Annotated in this window: 19 protein-coding genes and 1 riboswitch; of the genes, 12 read left to right on the forward strand and 7 right to left on the reverse strand. The window is 60.1% G+C overall.

Annotated features, from left to right (window positions below):
• Positions 1-2: 2 nt before the first annotated feature.
• The 6 genes from pstB to ACGHEN_RS04015 all read left to right on the forward strand — a co-directional run bounded on the left by pstB (position 3) and on the right by ACGHEN_RS04015 (position 4,442).
• Positions 3-806: a phosphate ABC transporter ATP-binding protein PstB gene (pstB, locus tag ACGHEN_RS03990; RefSeq protein WP_035137966.1), complete on the forward strand. Its 804-nt coding sequence runs from the start codon at positions 3-5 to the stop codon at positions 804-806.
• Between the two features lie 92 nt (positions 807-898).
• On the forward strand, positions 899-1,756 hold the full coding sequence (locus ACGHEN_RS03995; protein WP_349125476.1) for a PhoU domain-containing protein: 858 nt from the start codon (positions 899-901) through the stop codon (positions 1,754-1,756).
• 119 nt (positions 1,757-1,875) lie between these two features.
• Positions 1,876-2,613 carry a YggS family pyridoxal phosphate-dependent enzyme gene (locus tag ACGHEN_RS04000; RefSeq protein ID WP_390397434.1) on the forward strand — a complete coding sequence of 246 codons (738 nt, stop codon included), beginning with the start codon at positions 1,876-1,878 and terminating at the stop codon, positions 2,611-2,613.
• A gap of 60 nt (positions 2,614-2,673) precedes the next feature.
• Positions 2,674-3,399 (forward strand): cell division protein SepF, encoded by a 726-nt coding sequence (locus ACGHEN_RS04005; protein ID WP_343000982.1) that lies wholly within the window; start codon positions 2,674-2,676, stop codon positions 3,397-3,399.
• A 57-nt stretch (positions 3,400-3,456) separates the two neighbouring features.
• Complete coding sequence (locus ACGHEN_RS04010; RefSeq protein ID WP_255360343.1) at positions 3,457-3,702, forward strand: YggT family protein; 246 nt, start codon at positions 3,457-3,459, stop codon at positions 3,700-3,702.
• Between the two features lie 62 nt (positions 3,703-3,764).
• The gene (locus ACGHEN_RS04015) at positions 3,765-4,442 is read left to right on the forward strand and encodes a DivIVA domain-containing protein (protein ID WP_035137975.1); all 678 of its coding nucleotides are present in this window, start codon (positions 3,765-3,767) and stop codon (positions 4,440-4,442) included.
• A 166-nt stretch (positions 4,443-4,608) separates the two neighbouring features.
• On the opposite strand, the gene ACGHEN_RS04020 is transcribed toward ACGHEN_RS04015, so the two are convergent.
• From ACGHEN_RS04020 to ACGHEN_RS04030, 3 genes are all read right to left on the reverse strand, one after another.
• Complete coding sequence (locus ACGHEN_RS04020) at positions 4,609-5,139, reverse strand: nitroreductase family protein (RefSeq protein ID WP_390397437.1); 531 nt, start codon at positions 5,137-5,139, stop codon at positions 4,609-4,611.
• 287 nt (positions 5,140-5,426) lie between these two features.
• Positions 5,427-6,050, reverse strand: a complete 624-nt coding sequence (locus ACGHEN_RS04025; protein WP_118080370.1) for a DUF47 domain-containing protein — start codon at positions 6,048-6,050, stop codon at positions 5,427-5,429.
• Between the two features lie 67 nt (positions 6,051-6,117).
• Positions 6,118-7,167, reverse strand: a complete 1,050-nt coding sequence (locus tag ACGHEN_RS04030) for an inorganic phosphate transporter (protein WP_118080373.1) — start codon at positions 7,165-7,167, stop codon at positions 6,118-6,120.
• A gap of 248 nt (positions 7,168-7,415) precedes the next feature.
• On the opposite strand from ACGHEN_RS04030, the gene ACGHEN_RS04035 reads away from it, so the two are divergent.
• The 4 genes from ACGHEN_RS04035 (at position 7,416) to ACGHEN_RS04050 (ending at position 10,543) form a co-directional block, all read left to right on the forward strand.
• Positions 7,416-7,754 (forward strand): hypothetical protein, encoded by a 339-nt coding sequence (locus ACGHEN_RS04035; protein WP_118377353.1) that lies wholly within the window; start codon positions 7,416-7,418, stop codon positions 7,752-7,754.
• A 79-nt stretch (positions 7,755-7,833) separates the two neighbouring features.
• Positions 7,834-8,529, forward strand: coding sequence for a Bax inhibitor-1 family protein (locus ACGHEN_RS04040; protein ID WP_390397441.1), 696 nt, complete (start codon positions 7,834-7,836; stop codon positions 8,527-8,529).
• Positions 8,530-8,671: 142 nt separating this feature from the next.
• A complete protein-coding gene (locus ACGHEN_RS04045; RefSeq protein ID WP_390397443.1) occupies positions 8,672-9,805 on the forward strand; it encodes a TIGR02452 family protein in 1,134 nt (377 codons plus the stop codon).
• A gap of 78 nt (positions 9,806-9,883) precedes the next feature.
• A complete protein-coding gene (locus ACGHEN_RS04050) occupies positions 9,884-10,543 on the forward strand; it encodes an SGNH/GDSL hydrolase family protein (RefSeq protein ID WP_343001254.1) in 660 nt (219 codons plus the stop codon).
• Between the two features lie 329 nt (positions 10,544-10,872).
• Here ACGHEN_RS04050 and thiD read toward each other — a convergent pair whose 3' ends face one another.
• Together thiD and thiC are read right to left on the reverse strand one after the other, a co-directional pair.
• Complete coding sequence (gene thiD / locus ACGHEN_RS04055; RefSeq protein ID WP_022094507.1) at positions 10,873-11,703, reverse strand: bifunctional hydroxymethylpyrimidine kinase/phosphomethylpyrimidine kinase; 831 nt, start codon at positions 11,701-11,703, stop codon at positions 10,873-10,875.
• A 178-nt stretch (positions 11,704-11,881) separates the two neighbouring features.
• A complete protein-coding gene (gene thiC, locus ACGHEN_RS04060; RefSeq protein WP_390397445.1) occupies positions 11,882-13,216 on the reverse strand; it encodes a phosphomethylpyrimidine synthase ThiC in 1,335 nt (444 codons plus the stop codon).
• Positions 13,209-13,324: riboswitch (TPP riboswitch) on the reverse strand. (Overlaps the previous gene by 8 nt.)
• Positions 13,325-13,387: 63 nt before the next feature.
• Here thiC and ACGHEN_RS04065 point away from each other — a divergent pair.
• On the forward strand, positions 13,388-13,903 hold the full coding sequence (locus ACGHEN_RS04065) for a hypothetical protein (RefSeq protein ID WP_390397447.1): 516 nt from the start codon (positions 13,388-13,390) through the stop codon (positions 13,901-13,903).
• Positions 13,904-13,926: 23 nt separating this feature from the next.
• Here the strand turns inward: ACGHEN_RS04065 and ACGHEN_RS04070 are convergent, their stop codons facing one another.
• Together ACGHEN_RS04070 and ACGHEN_RS04075 are read right to left on the reverse strand one after the other, a co-directional pair.
• A complete protein-coding gene (locus ACGHEN_RS04070) occupies positions 13,927-14,736 on the reverse strand; it encodes a YaaA family protein (protein ID WP_390397449.1) in 810 nt (269 codons plus the stop codon).
• A gap of 103 nt (positions 14,737-14,839) precedes the next feature.
• Positions 14,840-16,237, reverse strand: coding sequence for an aminopeptidase (locus tag ACGHEN_RS04075; protein WP_390397451.1), 1,398 nt, complete (start codon positions 16,235-16,237; stop codon positions 14,840-14,842).
• A gap of 166 nt (positions 16,238-16,403) precedes the next feature.
• Between ACGHEN_RS04075 and polA the strand changes: the two genes are divergently transcribed.
• The gene (gene polA, locus ACGHEN_RS04080) at positions 16,404-19,154 is read left to right on the forward strand and encodes a DNA polymerase I (RefSeq protein ID WP_390397452.1); all 2,751 of its coding nucleotides are present in this window, start codon (positions 16,404-16,406) and stop codon (positions 19,152-19,154) included.
• Positions 19,155-19,309: the final 155 nt, after the last annotated feature.

The following is a 19,309-nucleotide window of genomic DNA, read 5'->3' on the forward strand; positions in this document are numbered from 1 at the left end:
CCATGTCCGTCTATCAGTCCGCTCCCACGCCGGAGCAAGCGGCCATCACGGCCAAGGATTTCAACTTTTGGTACGGTGACTTTCATGCGCTGACGGGGCTCGACCTCAACATCGCCAAAAACGCCATCACCTCGTTTATCGGTCCTTCGGGCTGTGGTAAATCGACGTTTTTGCGCTGCATCAACCGTATGAACGACCTTATCGAGGGTACTCGCGTCGAGGGCACCATGACACTCGACGGCAACGATATCTATGCCGAGGGCGTCGACCCGGTCGACCTTCGTCGCCGCGTGGGCATGATTTTTCAGCAGCCCAACCCGTTTCCCAAATCCATCTACGAGAATGTCGCTTTTGGCCCTCGTCTGCAGGGCGTGACTAGCAAAAGCGACCTCGACGACATCGTGGAAGAATCGCTCAAGCGCGCCAACCTCTGGAAAGAGGTATCCAATCAGCTCAACAAGGATGGTTTGGCGCTCTCGGGCGGTCAACAGCAGCGTCTGTGCATCGCGCGTGTGCTTGCGGTGCAGCCCGATGTCCTTCTGATGGACGAGCCCTGCTCCGCCATCGACCCCACGTCCGTATCTAAGGTCGAGGATCTGATGGCCGAGCTGGCGCCCGAGATGACGATCATCATCGTCACGCATTCTATGCAGCAGGCCGCTCGCATTAGCGACTACACCGCATTTTTCTTGCAGGAAGTTGCCGGTGAGCCCGCCACGCTCATCGAGTATGGTCAAACCGACGCGATCTTCACCAGCCCGGTGGATTCGCGGACGGAAGACTATATCACCGGCCGCTTTGGCTGATCGGTGCGACTAGTCCCAAGCCGATCGGACCTGGTCCGGTGCGTATTCACTGTGCGGGCGGCATGACCGCACCCAACTGATTGGAGTGAACCATGCGCAAACTGTTTTCCCGTCAGCTCATCGAGGCCCGTCACGAGATGTTGAGCATCTACGAGGCCGTCGATCTTGCCCTTCACGACGCCGTGAAGGCCTATGTGACCGACGACCGCAAGCTCGCCACTAAGACCAAGAAGCGCACGCTTTCGATTGATGCTCGCTGCGCCAACTTGGAGGCCGTGTGCTACAACCTGATCGCTACGCAGTCGCCGGTCGCCTCCGACTTCCGTTTGCTGCAGACGATTATCTACGTCGACTTTAACCTGCAGCGCATGACCGATAAGGTTCGCCAGATCTGCCGCGCCACGCGTCACATGGTCAAGGCCGACATCTCGCTGCCTCAGGAGCTCGTCGGCACGGTTGAGGCCGAGGCCGAGGCCGTGTACCAGGTGCTGGGCTCGTCGCTGTCCGCGCTCGTCACCAACGACATGTCCATCATCTGCAACCTGGCCGTTGAGGATGAGCCGGTACATGCGGCGTACGAGAAGTTCTTCCGTACCTTTAACCGCATGGACACCGGCGATTTTATGGACGACGACAGCAACTATGACGACCTGCGCCGTGCCATCATGGTTTCGCGCTACCTCGATCGCATTGCCTCGATTTCCATCGATGCCGCCTGCCGTCTGACCTTCCTTTTGACCGGACAGCGTATGACTGCCGGCGATATCGCCTGTACGGATGAGGACGAGCTCGAGAGCATGCGCGTGCCTTCGGGCGAGGGCGTCATTATGAGGCCCGCCGTGGATGCACGTTTTGTTGCCAAGGTGCCCGCTAACGAGGTGAGCGAGGGTCTTCGCTACCTGTTGGATCATCTTGAGGACGAGGACGATGCCGAGGACGACGAGGAGTAGGGTACCCCGTTCGTTGAGAGATTGTAAATACCTAAGGGAGCGCGGCCTTGCGGATGCGGGGCTGCGCTCTTGCGTTAGCATGGGACTACTTGTTGTGCTGTTAGCGGAGGCGATTGGCAATGGATAACTATTTGAATGTAATGCGCGCTCGCCGCGAGCAGATACTCGAGCGTTTCTATGCCGCGCTCGATCGCGCCGGGAGGCCCCGTGATGCCGCGCGTTTGATTGCCGTGTCCAAGACCGTCGGCGTCGATGAGACCATCGCGGCCATCCAGGTGGGATATCGCCATTTTGCCGAGAACCGCCCGCAAGAGCTCGTCCGCAAACTTGCAGGTCTGGCGGATCATCCGGAGCTGCCCGAGGTGCGCTTCGACATGATTGGCAACCTTCAGACCAACAAGATCAACGCGGTGTTGGGCTCGGCCGAGCTGATTCATTCGGTGGGGTCGCTTCATTTGGCGCAGGCGATCTCGAGCCGTGCCATTCGCAAGATCGAAGCTGGCGAGCTCGCCGCCCCCCAGCAGGTGCTGATCGAGGTTAACGTAAGCGGCGAGGAGTCCAAGGGCGGTTTTTCGCCCGATGAGATTCGTGGCGCTGCCGGCGAGCTTGCGGAACTTGAGGGAATTTGTGTACAGGGCCTTATGACTATGGCCCCTCGGGGGAACAAGGATGTGGCGCGTCGCACCTTTGCCGGGCTGCGAGAGCTGAGGGATGAGTTGGAGGCGGCGCATCCCGATCTGAGGCTGCCCGAGCTTTCTTGCGGCATGAGCGAGGACTTTGAGCCTGCCCTTGAGGAGGGCTCTACGCTCGTTCGCCTGGGCAGGGTAGTATTTAGCCCGGAGTTTGCAGTAAAATAGGGCTCTGAAGTGCGCACTGGTTTACAGAGCGCCTGCACTAAACCGTGAGAGGACACAACCATGGGCTTCCTTGACGAGATTAAAAATAAGATGCACCTGGGCGGCCAGCAGGGTTACGACCAGAGCTATGACCAGGATGACGACTACGGCTACGATGACGGCTACGATGATGGCTATCAGAACAACGGCTACAGCGGTACCTCGGGCGAGGGCTTCTATACCCAGGACGAGCCGAGTAACGGCCTGCTGGGCCAAACGCGCCGCGGTGAGGCCGAGTCGGTCGCCGTGTATACGCGCTCCGGCCAGCTGGTCGGCGATGACTCGCGTCATGCAACGACGTACAATCCGCCGTCGCGTTCTCAGGATAGTGCCGCAGGCGGCTATCGCCCCGGCGCTTACGACACGCCGTCGAGTTATGCCGAGAGCGCCCGCGCTCGTGCCGCGGCACCTGCGCCCGCTTCTGCGCCGAGCGACGCCTCGGCCTATGCAAACAACATCATTAACGCCACGCCGCAGCTGCCTGCCTATGTCCTGCGCCCTGAGAGCTATGACGATGTCGAGACCGTTGTCCGCCGCGTGCGCACCAAGCAGCCCGTTGCGCTGATTTTTGTTGGCGTTCGCACCGAGGTCGCCAAGCGTGTCCTGGACTTTAGCTATGGCTTTGCCTGCGGCCTGGGCGCTACGGTCAAAGAGGTGGGCGATCGCGTGTTTATGGTGCTGCCCGCCGGCTGCGAGGTCAAGGATTCGGACCTTAAGAAGCTGCGCGCCGACGGCTACCTTAAGTAAACCCAAGACGAGGAGATTCTCATCAACATCTACACCATTGTCCAGCTGGTCAACACGCTGTTCAACTTCTACTCCACACTTATTGTGGTCTATTGCTTTATGACGTGGATTCCCATGAAGCAGGGCGGCCTGCTGCAGGATATCGCCGCGGTGCTCGATAGCGTCTGCGGTCCGTGGCTCAACCTGTTTCGTCGGTTTATTCCGCCGATGGGCGGCGTTGATTTTTCGCCGGTCGTTGCGATTATTGCGTTGCAGTTGGTTCAGAGGCTGATTCTGCAGCTTCTTATAGGTATACTCGTATAGTACTGGCTCAGTAACTTACGTCGGGCGCCCGGCGCCAAGGCGATGATAAAGGAGAACTTGTTATGGCTATTACCCCTGCTGACATCCAGGCTCAGACTTTCTCTGAGGCCAAGCGCGGCTATGATCCCGCCGAGGTCGACGTCTTTTTGGAGACGCTGTCCTCCGAGGTTGACGCTATGCTTGCCAAGATTGTCGATCTTAAGGGTCGTCTGACTGCCACCGAGCAGCAGCTTGCCGACACGCAGGCCCAGCTTGCCCAGGCTCAGGACGCTGCCGCTCAGGCCGTTCCCGCCGCTCCTGTGGCCGCTCCCGCACCCGACTTCTCCGCTCAGGAGCGCCAGATCTCCGCTGCGCTGATCGCTGCCCAGCAGACCGCCGAGGGCATCGTCAACGACGCCAACGAGAACGCTGAGCGTATCCGCAACGAAGCCGACGCCAAGGCCCGCGAGGTCATCCGTCAGGCCCTGACCGAGAAGCAGGCCGAGCTCGAGGAGATCGACCGTCTGAAGGCTTCCCGTGAGGAGTTCAAGGCCGAGTACCTCAAGCTCATCCAGCACTTCATGGACGATGCCCAGAATTCCTTCCCCGCTGATCTTATGGCCTCCACGCCGGTTGGTTCTGCCGCTTCTCCTGCGGTGACCGTTCCCGCCGCCGAGCCGCTGCCTGTCGCTGATCCGGTTGTCCCCGTGGCTGACCCCTTCGCCCCGATCGACAACTTTGCTGCCGACGACCTGGACTAGCTCCAGAGCTACAATCTAGTGCCCTTAAGAGGAGCTCGCACCTGCGGGCTCCTTTTTTGTGGCTGCATACGGGTTGGGAAACAAAACGCCGAGCTCTGCGTGCGATAGGGCAGAACTCGGCGAAAGGGTGAGCGGTAAAAGGTAGATTTTAGGGCATGCGCAAGAACTACTTGAGGAGGAAGTCGGAGAGGGGAATGGTACGGGCCTCGCGATGCTCGGGATCGGCGATGTGGTCGGCAGGATAGCCGCAGACGAGCATGTGATAGGGATAGACGCCCTCGGGCAGGTTGAACCGCTCTCGGGCTAGCTCGGGCTTAAAATGGCATACCCAACACGTTCCCAGGCCTTGCTCCTCGGCCTCCATCATCATTTGATCGCAAACAATCGAGGTGTCGATAGCGCTGGAGTTCATCTGGTCATAGGGGCGAACCCAAGCGTCGTCGGTAACGCTGCAAATGAGGAAGATGAGCGGAGCGCCAAAGATGGACCCATCACGAGCAAACCGAGGCTGACAAGCAGCCGCCTTCTCCAAAAGCTCGGGTGTATCCAACACCATCACACGGGTTGGATGATTATTACAAGCAGAAGGAGCAATACGCCCAGCCTCAACAATGGCATCCACCACAGCCTGCTCAACAGAACGATCCTCAAACGAACGACAAGAATACCGAGAACGAGCCAGATCCATATACGACATACAAGCCCTCCAACAATTAAAAATCAAACAGATCCAAAGTAACCCAAAGAGTACCCAAAGCAGCAATCAGCCAAGCGCTCATCAAGGGCCAAAGTGTCCGAACGGGTACCAAAGGTCCCTTCAGCCAAACCCCCATTGCGCTAAAACTATCAGCCAAAGTTCCCAATGGTGGTACATAAGGGAGCGGGCCCGACCACTAATAACCTTTTGAACGACTCTGCTTGCAGCCGGAGTGAAAAAAGGTTATTAGTGGTCGGGCCCGCGACCGGTGGGACACGTACCCCCAATTAACTGTTCTTCATGACAATCGAATCCACAACATCGGCCACATTCTCGCAGCAGTCAGCGCAGTACTCCAGGAAAGCGTAGACGTCACGCCAGGCGATGACCTCGAGCGGGTCCTTGCCATTGACGTGCAGGTTGCGCATAGCGTTGATGTAGAGCTCATCGGCCTCGGACTCAATGGTGTTGATCTGGATGACCAGCTCGCGCAGGGTCTTGGACTTGCGGTAATTAGGCAGCTCGACCATAAGGTCCTTCATGGCGCGGCAGGCGTCGGTCACCTTGTGGGCGATGACAATGGCATCGGGGTGGATGCTCTGGATGTTGGTGAAGTAGACGCGCTGCACGACGCCCTCGATACGGTCAAGCACGGTGTCGAGCGAGCAGCTCATCAGGTCCAGATCCTCGCGCTCAAGCGGGGTGATAAAGGCAGTGAGCAGGGCATCCTCGAGCTCATGGTGCTTCTTGTCGGCCGCATGCTCAATCGCATGCATCTCTTCGAGCATGCCGTGGATCTGCGCGGGATCAAAGTTCTCAAAAATCTTGATGAGCAACTCTGCGGCCTGGACAGCAAGGTCGGCGCAGGCGACGTAGTTGTCAAAGTAGAACGAATCGGGTTTCTTTGCCATGAGTGGGTCCTTTCGAGGCGAAGACGGGTGGGCGAGGTATTGCGGTCCGGATGGCCGTTCGGTTTGACTAGATGAACATCATGAACAGCTTGGCCATGACAAAGCTGATGAGTCCACAAGCGGGGAAGGTGAAGAACCACGTGAACATCATGTCCTTGACCACGCCGAAGTTGATGGCCGAGAGGCGCTTGACGGCGCCGACACCCATAATGGCGCAGGTTTTGATGTGGGTGGAGGATACGGGGATGCCGGTAAGGGTGGCAAGTAGCAGGTTCGCGGCGCCCGCCAGGTCGGCGGAGAAGCCCTGGTACTTTTCGAGCTTGACCATGCTCTGACCGACAGACTTGATGATGCGCTCACCGCCCACGCTGGTGCCGATACCCATAGTGGCCGAGCACAGCAGCATAATCCAGATGGGGATGCCGGCATCGCCGACGCTCGTCTGGCCGCTGGCGAAGGCCACTCCTAAAAAGAGCACGCCGATGAACTTCTGTCCATCCTGCGCGCCGTGCATGAAGCTCATGGCCGCAGCGCTCGCGATCTGAGCGTATTTAAAGAAGACGTTGGCACGTCGCCTGTTGGCGGCGGCGAAAAGAATCGAGACGAGCTTGCACAGGACCCAGCCCATGACAAAGCCCAGGCCGATGGAGAGCGCCAAGCCGTAGATGACCTTCATCCACTCGTGGACGTTGACGCTGCTCGCGCCGCCGAGGGCGATTGCGGCACCGGTCAGGCCGGCGATAAGGCTGTGGCTTTGCGAGGTAGGGATGCCAAAACGCGATGCCGTGGCGCCGTAGACGACGATGGAGAACAGCGCCGCGCAGAGGCATGCGAGCGCCATGGTGCTGTTTCCGCCAAAGTCGACGATATGTGAGATGGTGTTGGCGACGCTCGCGTTAAAGTGCGTCATGATGAGCACGCCGAGGAAGTTGAATGCGGCGCTCATGAGAATGGCGGCGCGGGCGGGCATGCAGCGCGTGGTGACACAGGTCGCGATGGCGTTGGGCGCGTCGGTCCATCCGTTGACGAAGATAGCGCCGAGTGCGAGGATCACGGTGACGGCAAGGACTGGGTTCGACACAATTTGGCCGAGGAAGGCTGAGAACGTTACGTCCATATATGGGCTTTCTCGAAGTTTGCAGGCACGTTACAAAAACATGATAAATCGTATCACCTCCTGCGGGTTTCTTTACCGAGTTCTGATAGGAGAAGTGAATTTTTTGGCACTAACATTGAATATTTGCCCTGTTGACCGCGGGTGTTCTTTTTGCTAGCACGCCATGAGGACACGTGCGCGCCCCAACATCCCAAAACCACAGCCTGTTCGCTTTACAATGTGCAAACATGCGTTCGATAATAGGAGGCATGGAATATCGACAGACAGATGGTAAAACTCGACGCGTGCACAAGCAGTATGTGGACGTCGTGGCTCGCATCCTCGCGGGCGGACAGGTCGTGCCGGTTACCGTCTGCTGGGTCGATGGTCGTTGCTTTACGATTGACGAGATTGTCTCGTCCACCGGTTTTGGCCTGACGGTCCACGGCATTCGTACGGCGACTTATAAGGTTCGTTTTGGCGGACATGCGACCGAACTGTATCTGGAAGAACAGGCACGCGAGCGACCGGATGGCTCGCAGACTCATCTGATGCGTTGGTGGGTGTGGGCGTTCGACCGGACGCTCGAGAGCGAGCGTCGCAGGTAAGAACGCGTGGCGTTCGGGTACAATGGCAGGAAACTTGTCAGCTACGGCGCTGTTGCAGCGCTTTTTGAAAGGACGAAGTATGAACGATATTCAGGGCTATCAGAACGGCCCCATCGAGACCGGCGCAAGCCGTGCCAAGGAGATGTCGCCGCGTGCGTACAACCTTGTCATGTCTGCCCTGATCTTTTTGGGCTTTTGCGCCATGGGCGCCGGCGCCTACTTTACGAGCACCATGTCGTTTGCCCGCATGATGATGAGCGGCGCCGCTTTGCCGCTGGTCTTTGGCTCGTTTATTTTGACCATCGTCGGTATCGTCATGATGTCGGCTGCTGCGGGCAAGCAGTCCGTGGGCCTGTCGCTCGCGGGTTACGTGATCTTTGCGAGCACCTTTGGCCTGACCGCGTCGTTTGGCCTTGCCAACTACGACCTGCCCACCATCAACACCGCCTTTATCGCCACCGCTGCCATCACATTTGTCTTCGGTGCGCTGGGCGTGACCTTCCCCAAGTTCTTCCAGCGTGTGTACGGCATTGGTTTTGGCGTTCTGCTTGCCACGATTCTGGTTGAGATCGTGCTGATGTTCATGGGCGTCTCGCAGTCCATCACCGACCTGATCGTGATCGTGGTATTCGCCGGCTTTATTGGCTACGACACCTATGTGGCCACGACGGTGCCGCCCACGCTGCCCAACGCCGTGCTCATGGCATCCAACCTGTTCGTGGACATCATCAACGTGTTCCTGCGCATCCTGAACATCCTTGGTCGTCGCGATTAAAGCGCGGCATTGCGACGCTTCCTGCCGGACACGGTAAAACGATGCGAAAGGCGGTCCTTCGGGGCCGTCTTTTTTTGTGTGCGGCGGGGTATCATGGATGGGAAAAGCCGATAGCGGCAGAGACCGAGAAAGGTGACCACTTATGGCAGACGTCGACAACAGGAACCGTAACCGCAGGCCCAATCGTGCGGGACAGTCCAATCCCAAGCGCGAGGCCCGTGCCAAGGCCGCCGAGCGTCACGTGGCGACTGTGTCCGAAACGTGCGCCAAGGATATCGAGCGCTCGCTTGCCGGCGTGCGCGAGTTCGATGGTATGCCTGCCGGTTTTGTCGCGGCGATGAAGGCCAAGGCCCAAGCGGCCGACACTGCCGAGGAACAGATTGCCGAGGATTCTGAGGCCGCCGAGATCGAGACCGCTGAGGTTGCATCCGCCGAGACCGAGGTTGCGGCCGAGCCTGCACCCGCCGAGGAGGCCACGGAGGCCGAGTCCGCGCCTGCCGCCGAAAAGCCCGCTCCGGTCCTGCCCGAGGTCACCGTGCTCGACGCCTCTGCCACGCAGGCCATTCTGGATAACGGCCGAGGCTACGCGCAGTTCTGTGACATGGCCGTGCTTGCCTTTGCCTCGTTCACCAACCCGGGCGGTGGCTACATCCAGGGCTATCTGGGCCAGGAGGCCACGCTCTGTGCCGATTCGTACCTGTACAACGTGCTCGATAAGCAGCGCAAATGGTACGGCGAGAACCGTCGTCGCAACATCAACTGCGAGCTTTACCGCAACCGTGCGCTGGTGGTGCCTGCGGTGCGCTTCGACCGCAATCACGTACATGCATATGCTGACGTGATCGTTGCCGCCGCGCCCAACGCCAAGCGCGCTCGCCAGGAGTATCGCGTGGGTGACGATGCCTTGCTGGATGCCCTGCGCGATCGCATCCGCTTTGTGCTTGCCATCTGCGATGAGCTGGGTCGCGAGAAGCTCGTGCTGGGCGCTTGGGGCTGCGACAACAACGGCTTTGACGCCGAGGCCGTGGCTGAGCTCTTCCGCAAGGAGCTTGCGTCGGGCGACTTCAAGGTCAAGCAGGTGTTTTTTGCCGTGCCCTCTACGCGCTGGGATGAGGACTTCGCCAAGTTTGAGCACGTGTTGGCAAGCTTCCCCGAGTGTAACGAGGAGTCCTATGCTCAGGTGGCCGCCCGCGCCGCGGCCGCCCGTGCCGCCGAGCAGGCTCAGGCCGCTGCTGAGGACGATGAGGATGACGACGACTGGCGCAAATACCTGTAATCGGTATGTGCTGACAGATAGGTCGATCCGGCAGGAGAGACTGCTCCCGCCGGCTTTTTACTAGAGGAAGGGCTTACGATGAAAAACGTTCTGTGCTTTGGCGACAGCAATACCTATGGCTATGATCCGGCGGGCATGCGCGACGGCACCGCGGTGCGCTATGCGCACGATGTGCGCTGGTGCGGCGTGGCCCAGCGCGACCTGGGCGAGGGCTGGCACGTGATTGAGGAAGGCCTAAACGGCCGCACGACGGTGCGCGACGACATGTGCCATCTGGACACCAATCTCAACGGCATCCGCGCGTTGCCGATGCTGCTCGAGTCCCATAAGCCGCTGGACGCGATCGTGATTATGCTGGGCACCAACGACTGCAAGACGGTCTTTAGCGTGGGGGCTGCCGATATCGCTGACGGTGCCATGGCGCTGATTCGCACCGTCCGCGCGTTTCCCTGGACCGACGCTGCGCCTTGTCCGCGCATTCTGCTGATGGCTCCTATCAAGATCAAGCCGCAGATCGCCGATGTGTATATGACCGACTTTGACGAGCACTCCGTCGAGGCCTCGGAGCATTTTGCCGAATACTATGCGTATGTTGCCGAACAGTTTGGCTGCGACTTTTTGAATGCCGCCGATTTTGCCGAGCCGGGCGATATCGATTATCTGCACATGATGCCGGAAAGCCACGAGAGCCTCGGCCATGCCGTGGCAGCCAAGCTCAAAGAGATGATCGGAGAGTAGTACGGCCCTAAGCAGTACAAAAGTTCCCCTTGCGGTGGCTTGTTTCGTTGGTTTGTCTTGATCTGTAACAGCTGTAAGGCCGAAAACGGGCTAGATGTTACAGATTGAGATTATTTAGGTCGATATCGGTCGTTTGTCTCGATCTGTAACATCTAGGGTCGATTTCGCCGAGTTACTGTTACAGATCGAGATTTTCTTCTCAGCGGAATTTGAATGTCTCAATCTGTAACAGGTGGGCCGAAAAATGGACTCTAACTGTTACAGATCGAGATGTTTGCGGGAACCGCCACAAAGGTGCCTGTCCCCTTTGTGGCGGTTTGGGATGGGGCTTAGTATTGCCACATGTGGTTGACGGGGCCGGAGCCTTTGCCCATGTCAAAGCCAGCGGCGAGAGCGCCCGTTAGGTAGGCCTTGCCGGCGTTGACGGCATCGGCAAGATCCATGCCCTGGGCCAGCGCGCAGGCGATGGCGGACGAAAGCGTACAGCCAGTACCGTGCGTGTTGCCGGTCTCGATGCGCTTGTGGCGGAACCACGTGGTGAGCGGATCGCCCAGATGGTTGCCCTCGTCATCGAGCGGCGCGGGCTCTGCTAGCACATCGTTGGCCTCGTTGACAAAATGCCCGCCCTTAACGAGAGACGCGCAGCCAAAGCGACGGGTGAGAAGCATGGCGGCATTTTGCTGCGTGCGCTCGGAATCGACCTCATAATCGAGCAGCGCCATGGCCTCGGGAATGTTGGGCGTGATAACGGTCGCCAGCGGGAACAGGCGGCGGGTGAGTGCCTCAGCGGCATCCTCGGCAATGAGGCGAGCACCCGAGGTGGCGACCATGACGGGGTCGACGACGATATTTTGTGCGTCCCAGGCGCTCAAGCGGTCGGCGATAACCTCGATAATCTCGGCAGAGGAAACCATGCCGATCTTGACGGCGCTGGGTCGAATATCGTCAAAAACGGCATCGATCTGCGCCGCGACAATATCCGGAGAGATGTTCTGCACAGCGGTGACGCCCAGGGTGTTCTGTGCGGTGATGGCTGTGATGGCCGTCTCGGCATACAGGCGGTGCGCCGTGATGGTCTTGATGTCGGCCTGAATGCCGGCGCCACCGCTGGAATCGGATCCTGCGATGGATAGAACGGCGGGTACCTTACTGCGATCCATGTTCGCTCCCTTGTTCGGTCGGATTCAAATGGGTCTTTAAGTCTGCATTATAAAGTTGCCCGGGCCGGCTGTATTCCGAACCCGGGCGGGCGATGCAATCTTTACGCAAATGTAAGCAAATGTTCACGCGTCAACAATTGTCGAACACCTTGTTACCGATTGTGGCTTCGGTGACGCGTTAGTCCTCAATACCGAGGTCGATCGTCGTGCCCTCGAACACCTTGTTGACGGTGCGGACGGCGCACATCTTGCCGCACATGGTGCAGGTGCCCTCGGTGGCAGCGGGGGATTCCTCGTAGCGCTTCTTACCGGTGACCGGGTCGAGAGCGCACTTCCACATGGCGTCCCAGTCGAGCTTGCGGCGTGCCTGGCCCATCTTGTCGTCCATGTCGCGGGCGTGGGGCACCTTTTTGGCGATGTCGGCGGCGTGTGCGGCGATCTTGGTGGCCATGAGGCCGTCGAGCACGTCCTGGGCGTTGGGCAGGCACAGGTGCTCGGCCGGCGTCACGTAGCACAGGAAGTCGGCTCCGGAGCTGGCGGAGATGGCGCCGCCGATGGCGGCGGTGATGTGGTCGTAGCCCACTCCGATATCGGTCACCAGCGGCCCGAGCACATAGAACGGGGCGTTGTGGCACAGGCGCTTCTGCAGTTTCATATTGGCGGCGATCTCGTCGAGCGCCATGTGACCCGGACCCTCGACCATGACCTGGACGCCGGCGGCCCAAGCGCGCTTGCACAGCTTGCCCAGCTCGATCATCTCGGCGGTCTCGGTGGCGTCGTTGGAGTCGTAGAGGCAGCCCGGGCGGCAGGAGTCGCCGAGCGAAATCGTCACGTCGTACTCGTGGCAGATTTCGAGCAGCTCGTCAAAGTACTCGTAGAAGGGGTTTTCGTTGCCGGTGACCTCCATCCAGCCAAACAGCAGCGAGCCGCCACGGCTGACGATGTTCATGAGACGGCCGGTCTCTTTAAAGGTCTTGGTGACCGACTTGTTGATGCCGCAGTGGATGGTCATAAAGTCCACGCCGTCCTCGGCGTGCGCGCGCACGACTTCGAACAGGTCGTCCTTGGTGAGCTTGACCAGCGGCTTTTCCATGTAGCCGATGGCGTCGTACATGGGGACGGTGCCCACCATGAGCGGTGTCTCGTCGATGAGCTGCTGGCGGAACTGGCGCGTCTTGCCCGAGTTGGAGAGGTCCATGATGGCGTCGGCGCCGTAGTCCTCGGCAATCTTGACCTTCTTCCATTCCTCGGCGGCATCGGCCTTGTCGCCCGAGATGCCCAGGTTGACATTGACCTTGGTGGACAGGCCCTCACCGACACCAAAGGCGCGCATGCCCTTTTTGATATGCACGATGTTGGCGGGGATGGCGATGCGGCCGTCGGCCACGCGCTCGCGGATGTACTCGGGGTCGCGATGCTCGCGCTCGGCGACCTCCTTCATCTGCGGTGTGATCTGCCCGGCGCGGGCGAAGTCGATTTGCGTGACGAGCGTGGGCTCGGTTTGTGTGCTCATTGGCACGGCTCCCTTCGTTGGCATTACCCATATCAGGTTTGCGGGTCAGGGCGGGCGCGCCCAGTCTCAGCCTGCCGTCTTGTCCTGCAAGCTCCCCGTTTATGTGGTGGGCTCAAGTATAGCTCGAATGGGTACGATTGACGCGATGAGCATGCCCGTGGGGAGGCGAACATGGAAGACAAGCATCTATATCGGGAGACGCAGTGGGATGTGTCGGCCGAGGAGGGCCGTGCCCATCATGGGCTGGTCGCAATTGGTTTTGCGATCCTTGTCGTGATGGCGATCGCCTGTTGTATCTGGACGTTTGGCGGGCGTGGGGGAGCTGCCTGGGCGTTTGAGGCGGACGATAGCCTGCCGATCATGACAGTGAAGGTCACGGGCGGCAATACCGTTGCCGCGCCGGGCGATTATTGGTACCCGCGCGATGAGTTTGTGCAGTTGCAGCTGAGTGGTGGGTCCATTCCAGGTGAGGAAATCGAACACGTGACGTTTGATGCGGTGCTCAAAACGCTGACGGTGAAACTCAAAGATCAAGGAGACGTCCCTACGACGATGGATATCGCCTTGACCGAATGGCGCCTTGAGCCTCCATCGGGTGTTGCGATGTCCGAGGTGGAGCACGTTAAGGTTACCTACCAAGATGGCTCGACGATCGAGATTGCCAAGGCAGACGGCTTGGCGGAATAGCGGGGTGTTTGGAAACGTCGGGCCTATTGTGCCTGCGCGTTCATGAATACCAGGGTGTTTTTGTCTGAAAGCTCGGAGATGTAACGATAGCCGATGTTGAATGCGGTAAGTTCGCTTGCATCCTCGAGTTTGTTTTCTGCCATCCACCGCACCATGGAGCCGCGCGCCTTTTTGCTGGCGGTCGACCGTTGGATGGGCTTCCCGTTGCGGATACCCTCGCCAAAGAGGCACGTGACGGCTGTGGCGTCGCCCGCGAGATGGGGTAGAACGGCCTTGGCGTACTCCACGCTGGCAAGGTTGACGACCGTGGTGTTGGAGCCGGTCGGCGCAATGGCGCATTCAAGTTTGTCGCCCCAAAACGCATAGAGGTCACGGGCGTTGTCGACGGCGAGCTTGGCTCCCATTTCGAGCCGATAGGGCTCAACGCCATGGAAAGGCCGCACGCATCCGTACAATCCGGAGAGGATCCAGAGATGGTTTTGCAGCCAGTCGAGTTGTGCGGCATCCATGACCTCGGGCGCCATGCTCTGGTATTGAATCCCGTGATAGGACATGACGGCAGGGGAGAGGTGTCGGGCGAGTGCGGGATTGTCGAGATCGCCGTTTATCAGGATGGGCCCGAACTCATGCAGGGTGTTGAGGCAAGGCCCCAGCAGTTTGTCGCTCACGTTCCATAGCGCTTGCAGGCCGCCGCTGCCTTCATTCCGCTCGATATCTAGCAGTGCGCGGTGGAGGCGAGCCGTCTCGTGCGCAAAAGGTGGAATGCCCAGGACTTCAAAAGCATCTTGGGCCGCGCGCATCTGCTTGGCGGGCGAAATGATGACCTGCAGCATGGACTCTCCTCTGCCAAAAAGGAAGTTGCGGTGGAATACGGTCTGTTTTGGCCGTTTATAGGCCAGTTTAGTCCGTATTTCACCGCAACTGATGAAGGGCTGGTTAGGCGCGCTCGAGGAAGGCCTTGTAGCCGCGGTAGGCCTCGTAGATATCGGCCTTGTTAGCGACCTCCCACAGGGCGTGCATGGACAGGACGGCAACGCCGGAGTCGATGACGTTCATGCCGTACTTGGCCATGATGTATGCGATGGTGCCGCCGCCGCCCGCGTTGACGCGACCGAGCTCGCAGGTCTGGAAGTCCACGCCGGCCTCGTCCATGATGTCGCGGACGAGGGCCACGTACTCGGCGTCGGCGTCGTTGGAGCCACCCTTGCCGCGGCTGCCCGTGTACTTGTTAAAGCACAGGCCGCGACCCATAAAGGCGGCGTTCTTGGTCTCGAACTTGCCGGCGTAGCCCGGGTCGAAGCCGGCGGACACGTCGGAGGAGAGCATACGGCTGTGGGCGAGTGCACGGCGCAAGGCCAGCGAGCTATCCTCGCCGGCGAGCGTCATGATCTCGGCGACGGTGTTCTCGAAGAAGCGGCTCGTCATACCGGTGGCACCCACGGAGCCGATCTCCTCCTTGTCGACGATGAGCGTGATGCTCGTGCGCTCCACGTTTTCGACGTCGATCTGGGCGAGCATGGAGGGATAGGCGCAGACGCGGTCGTCGTGGCCATAGCCCAAAATCATGGAGCGGTCGAGGCCCATGTCGCGGGCCGGGCCGGCGGGCACGACCTCGATCTCTGCGGAGAGGAAGTCCTCCTCCTCGACGTCATACTGCTCCTTGAGGATGTCCAGGAACATCTGCTTGACGGGCTCCTTGGGGGCGTCCTTGTCGTCCTCATCGAACTTGACGGGACGGCCGCCCACGATCACGTCGAGGATCTCGGCGTCGACGGCGTTCTTGGCGGGCTTGGACATCTGCTCGCTCGAGAGGTGGATTAGCAGGTCGGAGATGGTAAAGACCGGATCGTCTGCCTTGTCGCCGATGTTGATGTCGACGGTGGTGCCGTCCTTTTTGCAGATGACGCCCACGAGTGCAAGCGGGGAGGCCACCCAGTGGTAGCTCTTGACGCCGCCGTAGTAGTGCGTGTCGAGGTAGGCCATGTCGCCGGCCTCGAAGGCGGGGTTCTGCTTGAGGTCCAGGCGCGGCGAGTCCACGTGGGCGCCCAGGATGTTAAAGCCCTGCTCGAGCGGGGCGGTGCCCAGGTTGACGAGCATAAGGTCCTTGCCGTGGTTGGCGGCGTACACCTTGTCGCCTGCCTTGAGCTCGCGGCCTTCGGCGATCACGGTCTCCAGGTCGACGTAGCCTGCCTTCTCGGCCATCTTGATGCCGGTCTTGACGCACAGGCGCTCGGTCTTGTTCTCGCTCAAAAACTGCTTATAGCCGCGGCAAAGCTCCTCGAGCTCCTCGATTTGCTGTGGCGTGTACTTTTTCCATGCGCAGGGACGCTCCATAACGCAGGCTCCTTTCGGATCGATCGTGCTGGTTGATGTACCGTGAGCCATCGTATCACTCGGGAGCGTGCGGTGGCGGGGGAGCTTGATGTGCGGTGGCCGCGGGGCGGGGAGCGTGTAAACTGGAGTGAGCAAACCGTGCCCAGCCCAAAGCGAGGTATTCAATATGTCTGATAAGCGCCGCACCTTTGCCGTTATCGACGGCAATTCGCTCATGCACCGCGCCTTCCACGCCGTGCCGCCGACCATGAACGCGCCGGACGGTCGTCCCACCAACGCGATCTTTGGCTTTTTGAATATGTTCCTCAAGATGATTGACGCCTTTAATCCCGACGGCGTCGTCGTGGCGTTTGATAAGGGCAAGCCGCGCGTGCGCATGGAGATGCTACCGCAGTATAAGGCGCAGCGTCCGCCCATGGACCCCGATCTGCACGCGCAGTTTCCGATGATCAAGGAGCTACTCACCGCGCTCAACGTGCCGATTCTGCAGTCCGAGGGCTGGGAAGGCGATGACATCCTGGGCACTATGGCGCGCCTGGGCGAGCAGGCCGGCTGTGACATGCTGCTGGTGACCGGTGATCGCGATATGTATCAGCTTGTGACCGAGCACGTTAACGTGGTCTCGACTCGTAAGGGCCTGTCCGACGTGGCGATCATGACGCCCGAGAGCGTGGACGATCTGTATCACGGCATCACGCCGGCGCTCGTGCCCGACTTTTATGGTCTGAAGGGCGACACGTCCGACAACATCCCCGGCGTGCCGGGCATCGGTCCCAAAAAGGCGAGCGCGCTCATTGCGCAGTACGGTAGCCTGGACGAGGTCATCGCACACGCCGACGAAGTCAAGGGCAAGATGGGCGAGAACCTGCGTGCGCACATCGACGACGCACTGCTGAGCCGCAAGGTTGCGACCATTCGCACCGATGCGCCCGTCGAGCTCGACTTTGAGGCGACGTCCTTCCCGGCGTTTTCTGCCGACGAGGTCTCCGTGGCGCTCGGCACGCTCGGCATTACGGCCATGCAGAACCGTTTCCTGGCGCTGATTGGCGGCGAGGGCGGGGTCGCGCCCGCTGCCAGCGCGCTCGAGATGCCAGCGGTTGTGCGTGCCGCTGCCGGTGATGCCGAGGCGCTTGCCGCCGCTGCCGCCGAGATCACTCGCGCGATTGATGCGGGTGAGTGGATTGCCGCCGTGGTGGACGAGGACAAGGAGGAGGGCGCGCTTTTTGGCCTGACGCGCACACTGTGGCTGGCGACGTCCAAGGGGCTGTTTGCGCTCGAGGAGGGCGACGGCGCTACGCCTGGCGAGGTCGATGGCTTTAACGTTGCCCACGGCGTGATCGCCGGTGTGCTCGCGCGCCTGTTTATGGAGGGCCGCGTGGCGAGCCCGGATATGAAGGCGCTGCTGCATGAGCTTTCGCCCATCGATTCCTCTGAGCCCGAGCTCATGGACCCACTGGCAGTCGATTCCACGCGCATCTTCGATACCGTGGTCGCGGCCTACCTGTTGGATTCCGACCGCTCCGAGTTTGACGAGGCGTATCTGGCCGATACCTATCTGCAGATGGCGCTGCCTGCGGCGCACGGTGCAGAGGGTGCCGGCGAGGACGCTCCTGCGCCCGCCGCTCGCACGGCGGCCTTGACGCTGGCGCTGGTCGCACCGCTGCGCGACCGCATGTCACGCGAGAACGCCGCCAACGTGTTCGATGGGATTGAGATGCCACTCGTGCCGGTGCTTGCCAAGATGGAGCGCGCGGGCATGCTCGTGGACCCCGACCGCCTGCATAGTCTGTCCGAGGGACTTGCTACCCAGATTGCCGAGGTCGAGCGCAGCATTCGCGACCTGGCAGGTGACGAGACCTTTAACATCGGCAGCCCCATGCAGCTCTCGCACGTGCTGTTTGACGTTATGGGGCTTCCAACCAAGGGCCTCAAAAAGACCAAGCGCGGTTACTATTCGACTAACGCCAAGGTGCTGAGCGACCTTGCCCGTGACCACGAAATCGTGCGTCTGATTTTGGACTGGCGTGAGAAGTCCAAAATCAAGTCCACCTATCTGGACACGCTGGGCCCGCTGCGTCGTGGTGACGGTCGCGTGCACACCACGTACAACCAGACCATCACGGCAACGGGTCGCCTGTCCTCGAGCGACCCGAACCTGCAGAACATCCCGACGCGCTCGGAGCTGGGTCGTACCGTCAAGACGGCGTTTTCGGCAGGCGAGGGAAGCGTCTTTTTGGCGGTGGACTACTCACAGATCGAACTGCGTCTGCTGGCGCATCTTTCGGGTGACGAGCACCTGGTGCGCGCCTTTAACGAGGGCGAGGACTTCCACGCCGAGACGGCCGCGCGCGTGTTTGGCGTTCCCGTGTCCGAGGTAACGCCCGACCTCCGCAGCCGCGCCAAGGCCGTGAACTTTGGCATCGTGTACGGTCAGCAGGCCTATGGCCTGTCGCAGTCGCTGCACATCTCGATGGCCGAGGCGCGCGACATGATCGACCGCTACTACGAGGCCTATCCGGGCGTGCGCACGTTCCTCGACAACGTGGTGGCGCGTGCCAAGCAGACGGGTTACGCCGAGACCATGTACGGCCGCCGTCGCCACATTCCGGAGCTCAAGGCCAAAAATCCGCAGCTCCGCGGCTTTGGCGAACGCACGGCCATGAACCACCCCATGCAGGGAACCGCGGCCGACATCATCAAGATCGCCATGGCCCGTGTGAGCCGCCGTCTGGAAGAAGAGGACTTTGCCGCCCACATGATTCTGCAGGTGCACGACGAACTGGACTTTGAGTGCCCGGTCGAAGAAGTCGAGCGCCTAACCGCCATGGTCCAAGACGTCATGGAGCACGTCGTAGACCTACGCGTACCGTTGATCGCCGAAGCATCGACAGGAGTGACCTGGGCCGATGCCAAGTAAGGCCACACCCACAACCCCAAAGTAACCAAAACAGAAGGGAGCTCCTCATCAACAAGGAGCTCCCTTCATTCAATTAAATTCAGCCAAAGTATCTAGACGCCAAGACGCCATCCGGGCGGCAAGCAAGTAAACCTAGGGCCTGGCCGGGCGCATGG

This window comes from Collinsella sp. i06-0019-1H4, from assembly GCF_042849575.1.
GTDB lineage: Bacteria > Actinomycetota > Coriobacteriia > Coriobacteriales > Coriobacteriaceae > Collinsella.